Source organism: Sodalinema sp., from assembly GCF_046483825.1.
GTDB lineage: Bacteria > Cyanobacteriota > Cyanobacteriia > Cyanobacteriales > Geitlerinemataceae > Sodalinema.
The window spans coordinates 1-5,472 of record NZ_JAWOCL010000166.1 but is presented as its reverse complement, the minus strand read 5'-3'; the positions used below and the strand labels follow the sequence as shown (position 1 = coordinate 5,472).

Below are 5,472 nucleotides of genomic sequence, written 5' to 3'. Positions count from 1 at the left end.
AATCTGCCATAAATTCTCCTTATCACCCTAAACCCAGAAGACCCATTTTTTCTCGAATAAAAATATCCACATAAGGCATAGCTTGCGTACTTGCCATCAGATATAAAGTCCCTTGAGGCTTCAGGACTCTGATACATTCATCAATCACTGGATAAATCCAGTTTAAATACTGCTCTTGTGAGTTCCATTTGTCCTGAAACTCGGAAAATTTCTTGCCAATGTTGTAAGGTGGATCTAGGAAAACTAGATCGACGGATTTATCGGCGATGTGATGGCGCAAAACATCTAAGGAGTCCCCATGGATGATCGTATGCTCTCCATCTTGGTAATAGTTAGAACTCATCATTGTTTTGCGGGTCTGCTCTGAGGCAAAAAACGACCTGAATGCCATGGGCAAGGACAGCTTAAGGAGCTTGTCCAACCATTAACGTAACATAACGAAGAACCAGACTCAATTCACTGACCGCCAAAAACCTCACGCCTTGGGGAAAACCATGATAAACTGATGAGTCTGCAAATTTCGCAACCTACGGCGAGGACGAGTCAATCAATATGGCAGGTAGTGACGTTAAAGCTGACCTCTGGATTACGGAGTACATTACCCCCTGGGATATCTACATCCACGGGGTGACGAAACTTTTAGCATTCCAACAAACCCAATATCAGGAGATGCACATTGTCGAAACCGGGGCCTATGGAAAGGCGCTGGTTCTCGATGGAAAATGGCAATCTTGTACTGGGGATGAATTTCTCTATCATGAACCCCTGGTTCACCCGGCTTGTTTGGCCCACGGGAACCCCCGGAAGGTGCTGATTCTGGGTGGCGGGGAAGGGGCCACGCTGCGGGAAGTGTTGCGCTGGACGACGGTGGAACAGGCGGTTATGGTGGATATTGATGGGGATGTGGTGGCGGCCTGTCGGCAACATCTGCCGGAAATGCACCAAAACTCTTTTGATGACCCCCGCGCTGAATTGGTGATTGGGGATGCGCTGCAATATCTCGATGAGACTCAGGTGCAGTGGGATGTGGTGATTTCGGATCTCTCAGACCCGATTGAGGAAGGCCCCTCGTTCCAATTGTTTACGAAGGAGTATTTTCAACAGATTCGTGATGTTCTCTCCCCCCAGGGCCAGTTTGTGGTTCAGGCGGGACCCGTTGCACCGGAAGAGTTACAGCTTCATGCGCGAATTGTCAATACCCTGAAGGATATTTTTCCTCAGGTGCAATCCTATCATTCTCATGTTCCCACGTATGCCTCTCCTTGGGGCTTTGCGTTGGCGTCTCAGGAGGGGTTTAAGGCTTCTCCCGAGGAGATCGATCGCCGCCTGGCCGAGAAGACAACGGGGGGCTTGCGGATGTTTGATGGGATTACCTGGCTGGGACTGAGTTCTCTACCGCTGCATCTGCGTCAGGCGATTGAACAAGAGACGGAAGTCTATACGAAGGCCCAGCCGCCGAAGTTCTTTGGTAAAGGGGTTGTTAAGGGCGAGGCCTAGGACGGTGGACTAGGGACGATAGACGGGCAGGGTGAAGTGAAAGGTGCTACCCTGTCCGGGTTGGGAGTCGACCCAGATATGACCGTAGTGCGATCGCACCACCCGCATACAAAGGGATAACCCCAGGCCATAGCCATCGGTTTGTTCATCCCGTTCGAGGCGCACGCGATCGTCGAAAATTCGCTGTTGTTTGTCAAAGGGGATGCCGGGACCGGTGTCACTGATGCTAACTTGGATTTTCTGGGCGGTGCGATGGAGTAAGGCCAGGGAAATGGTCCCCCCTTCTGGGGTGTATTTGGCGGCGTTGTCGAGGAGGTTCATGAGGACTTGTCGCACCCGGTTGGCGTCGGCGTGTGCGTCGGGTAAGTCTTGGGGTAAGTCAGTCTGGACGGTTAAGCCGCGTGTCTCGAAGTTCTCCCATTGGCGATTGAGGGCATCTTGGCAGAGTTCGGCCAGGTTGATCTGTTGCGGCACAATCGAGAGGTAGCCATCTTGACTGCGGGCGCTTTCGAGGACATCGAAGATCATTTGCTCGATTTGCCGGGTTTGGGTGCGGGCGTGTTGTAGCAGGCGATCGGTTAGGTTGGGGTTGGCTTTGAGTTTGTCGGCGTTGTTGGGGTGGTTGAGGGTTTCGAGGGTTTCGAGGGCGATGGAGGTGGAGGTGAGAGGGTTGCGTAGATCATGGGCCAACATGGAGATGAGGCGATCTTTGAACCGTAGTTGCTCTTGCAGTTCCTCTTTTTCTTGTTTGAGGCGGAAGACTTCGTCGGAGAGTTGGATGATTTCTGAGGAGGTGGCGATGGAGGGAAAACAGGAGTTGACGGAACCCTGGCCGTCATGAATGGTTGTGGGACAGCGATCGCTATACTCATGGGCCGACTGTTGCCATTTCCCCCAGCAATGGTCCAATTGAGACACCAGGTTACTGCCGGTCAGACTGTGGCGGGGTTCAGGATGAACTTTGATCAGCGTTGGTGTGGCAATCAGTTTAAAATGTTCTGCCAGATAGGGCTGTTCGCTGACGTCAATCACCTCTAGGGCGAAGTTCCCGTCAGATTTCACGCTGTCGAGGTAGCCGCGAATGCGCTTGAGTTCTTCCTGGGAACTCGAACGGCGATCGACGAACAGGAGCAGTTGTAAGACTGCGTTGGGATAGGTGTTGAAGTTGGGAGATGCTACCATGTCATCTCTTGCTGCATCAGCATAGGTTGGTGACATCAGGGTGGGGGGACAGTTGATTGAGAGGCTTAGCTTAATTTTGACGCATTTCCCTTCTACTTTAATGTCTTCTTTAGATTTCAGGGTAAACCGGGATCACAACTGAGCGATAATTTTTTGAGCTAAGGTTGAGGGCGATCGCCCCCAACGCGCTCTCTATCCCTCCTTAGGTCTAGCCACTCATATTTAGAAAAAGCGCAATGGGAGTCACGTCACTCAAAAATCCTTGGTTTCGGGTCGCGATCGCAGCGGCGATGGTGTTTTTCCTGGTGAGTCTCACCATTACACTGCATCGCTACTACACATTCTACGCCTCTTACGACCAGGGAATTTTTAACCAAGTGTTCTGGAATAACAGCCAGGGACGGTTTTTCCAGAGTTCCCTCTCCTCGGCGTTATCCACAAATGTGGTCCACCAGGGAGAGTTCCCGACGGTGTTCTACCAACGCCTGGGACAACATTTCACCCCGGCGTTACTGTTTTGGCTTCCTCTCTATAGTCTCTTTCCGTCCCCGGTGACGCTGACGGTGTTACAAGTCATTCTTGTCACCGCAGCGGGATTGGTTCTCTATGTTCTAGCGCGACAACACCTCGATTCGCCTCTGGCGGCCTTTATGACCCTCAGCTTCTATTGCGCCAATGCGGTATTGGGGCCAACTTGGGCGAATTTCCATGATATCTGTCAGATTCCCCTGTTTACCTTCACCCTGCTGTTGGCGATGGAGAAACGCTGGTGGGGGCTGTTTTGGGCGGTGGCGATCGCCATCCTGCTGGTTCGTGAAGATTCAGGAATTGGCCTGTTTGGGGTGGGGGCCTATATGCTGCTGAGTCGTCGGTTTCCGGCGCGAGGAGCGGTGGTCTGTCTGCTGGGGTTTGGCTATATCGTGGGGTTGACTAATGTGATTATGCCCTTATTTTCCGAGGATATTTCCGAACGCTTTATGATGGAACGCTTCGGACAATATGCTGAGGGAGACAGTGCAACCACGTTAGAGATTCTCTGGGGGATGCTGAGTCAGCCGTTTCATTTGATTGGGCAGATTTTTACCCCTTTTGGCCGCACGATGAGTTATTTATTAGGACAGTGGCTTCCCTTTGCGTTTGTTCCGGCGGCGTCGGGGGGAGCGTGGGCGATCGCCGGTTTTCCGCTCTTTAAACTGTTTGTGGCTCAGGGACAGTCGGTTTTAGCCATCAATATCCGCTATGCGATGACGGTGGTTCCCGGACTCTGTTATGGGGCGATTCTCTGGTGGTCTGTGCGTCCGCAGGTGTTCAAAACTCCCAACATTCGCCGCTTTTGGATTTTCTGTCTAACCCTCTCAGTGATGGTGACCATTGGCGGAAACCCCAACCGCAGTTTATCGTTTCTGATTCCCGATTCCATTGACCCCTGGGTTCATGTTCCCATCACTCGCCAATGGCGTCATGCTGGGGCCATCTATCCGCTGCTGGCCCAGGTTCCCGAGGATGCGGGTGTGGCGGCGACGACCTATATTATTCCCCATTTGTCCAGTCGTCGGGAGATTTTGCGCTTTCCCCAGATGGAGTTGTTGACGGATGCGGGGGTTGTCGAGCGGATGGACTATATTTTGGTGGATTTGTGGCGTTTGCAAACCTATCAGGTGGCGTTCCGCCATGATCGCGCTCGTTTGGCGGTGATGGTTCCGAAGTTGCAACGTCTGAGTGAGAGTGGGGAGTATGGGATTTTGGATTGGCGTGATGGGGTGATTCTGCTGGGGAAAGGACAAGTCGGTGAACCGGAGGCTGAGGCGGCTTGGGAGGATTGGCGATCGCGGTATGAGTCGGAGAATATGGCGTTTTATCAGGCTCTGGATTAGGATGAGTTAAAGGGTGTCTATAGAGAAAAGATGCTGGGTTCTCCTCGTCCCGTCATGACTCTGTCCCTTTGGCGTCTCTTCTTTGATGTCTCTTCTGACCCATCCTTAAGACGTATTAGGCTTATAAAGATAGCTCTGGCTCGCTTAGATCGCCCACAACGAGCAGTGTATTCAACCCAATTTCAACTCAAAAGTGGGAACTATTCGAGACAACTTAACCAAAAAGGAGAACCTCTATGCTTTATAAAGTTCCTTTGCTACTCTCCCCCCAACCCGAAGGGGGATTTACTGTGACGTCTCCACTCTTACCAGAACTTTTGACTGAAGGGGACACCGCCGAAGAAGCCCTCGCCAATGTTCAGGATGCCCTGGTCGCCGTGGTGGAGATTTATGAAGATTTGGGTCGAACGTTACCGCCAAATTTATGCGTTGCGGATGCCAGCCATTCTCTGTGGCTAGAAACTCTGGTCGTCAGTTCATGAAGTATCGCGACGTGGCACGAAAATTGAAAGCATTGGGTTGTCAAGAATTACCCCGGCGCGGAGGTGGCTCTCACCGAAAATGGTTGAATCCCAGTACAGGAAAAGCTTCGGTGTTACCAGATTGGGGAAGTCGTGATCTCAAACTTGGAACTTTACGGTCTGCATTGCGACAACTGGAAATTGATTGGGATGTTTTCAACAACACTTAGTCAAAGCAAGTAACGGTGTCGCGTTGACAACAACCTTCAGGGATTTATCAATATCTGACTGTAAAAAGTATCGGAACAACCCATTATTTGATGGGAAATCTCGACCGAAAAAATCACCAAAACTTTCAGAGAACATACCGGATCTGTTTTCTCGGTTTGCTTTAGCCCAAATGGTCAATTGCTTGCGAGTGGTGGTGATGAAAATACTATCAGAATTTGGGATGTTGC

General features: G+C 51.2%; 7 protein-coding genes. 5 read left to right on the top strand and 2 right to left on the bottom strand.

Annotated features, from left to right (window positions below; translation table 11 throughout):
* Nucleotides 1-22: 22 nt before the first annotated feature.
* Nucleotides 23-391, bottom strand: coding sequence for a DNA methyltransferase (locus tag R6U67_RS10810; RefSeq protein WP_410252551.1), 369 nt, complete (start codon nucleotides 389-391; stop codon nucleotides 23-25).
* Nucleotides 392-552: 161 nt separating this feature from the next.
* Here R6U67_RS10810 and speE point away from each other — a divergent pair, with 161 nt between their 5' ends.
* Nucleotides 553-1,497 carry a polyamine aminopropyltransferase gene (gene speE / locus R6U67_RS10805; protein ID WP_410252550.1) on the top strand — a complete coding sequence of 315 codons (945 nt, stop codon included), beginning with the start codon at nucleotides 553-555 and terminating at the stop codon, nucleotides 1,495-1,497.
* A 9-nt stretch (nucleotides 1,498-1,506) separates the two neighbouring features.
* Here the strand turns inward: speE and R6U67_RS10800 are convergent, their stop codons facing one another.
* Nucleotides 1,507-2,715, bottom strand: coding sequence for a histidine kinase (locus tag R6U67_RS10800; RefSeq protein ID WP_410252549.1), 1,209 nt, complete (start codon nucleotides 2,713-2,715; stop codon nucleotides 1,507-1,509).
* 200 nt (nucleotides 2,716-2,915) lie between these two features.
* On the opposite strand from R6U67_RS10800, the gene R6U67_RS10795 reads away from it, so the two are divergent.
* From R6U67_RS10795 to R6U67_RS10780, 4 genes are all read left to right on the top strand, one after another.
* Nucleotides 2,916-4,553 carry a DUF2079 domain-containing protein gene (locus R6U67_RS10795; protein WP_410252548.1) on the top strand — a complete coding sequence of 546 codons (1,638 nt, stop codon included), beginning with the start codon at nucleotides 2,916-2,918 and terminating at the stop codon, nucleotides 4,551-4,553.
* 236 nt (nucleotides 4,554-4,789) lie between these two features.
* A complete protein-coding gene (locus tag R6U67_RS10790; protein ID WP_410252547.1) occupies nucleotides 4,790-5,035 on the top strand; it encodes a type II toxin-antitoxin system HicB family antitoxin in 246 nt (81 codons plus the stop codon).
* Nucleotides 4,978-5,244, top strand: coding sequence for a type II toxin-antitoxin system HicA family toxin (locus R6U67_RS10785; protein ID WP_410252546.1), 267 nt, complete (start codon nucleotides 4,978-4,980; stop codon nucleotides 5,242-5,244). The genes R6U67_RS10790 and R6U67_RS10785 overlap by 58 nt, the downstream gene beginning before the upstream one ends.
* A gap of 97 nt (nucleotides 5,245-5,341) precedes the next feature.
* The coding region (locus R6U67_RS10780; protein WP_410252552.1) for a WD40 repeat domain-containing protein at nucleotides 5,342-5,472 on the top strand (131 nt) is incomplete at its 3' end.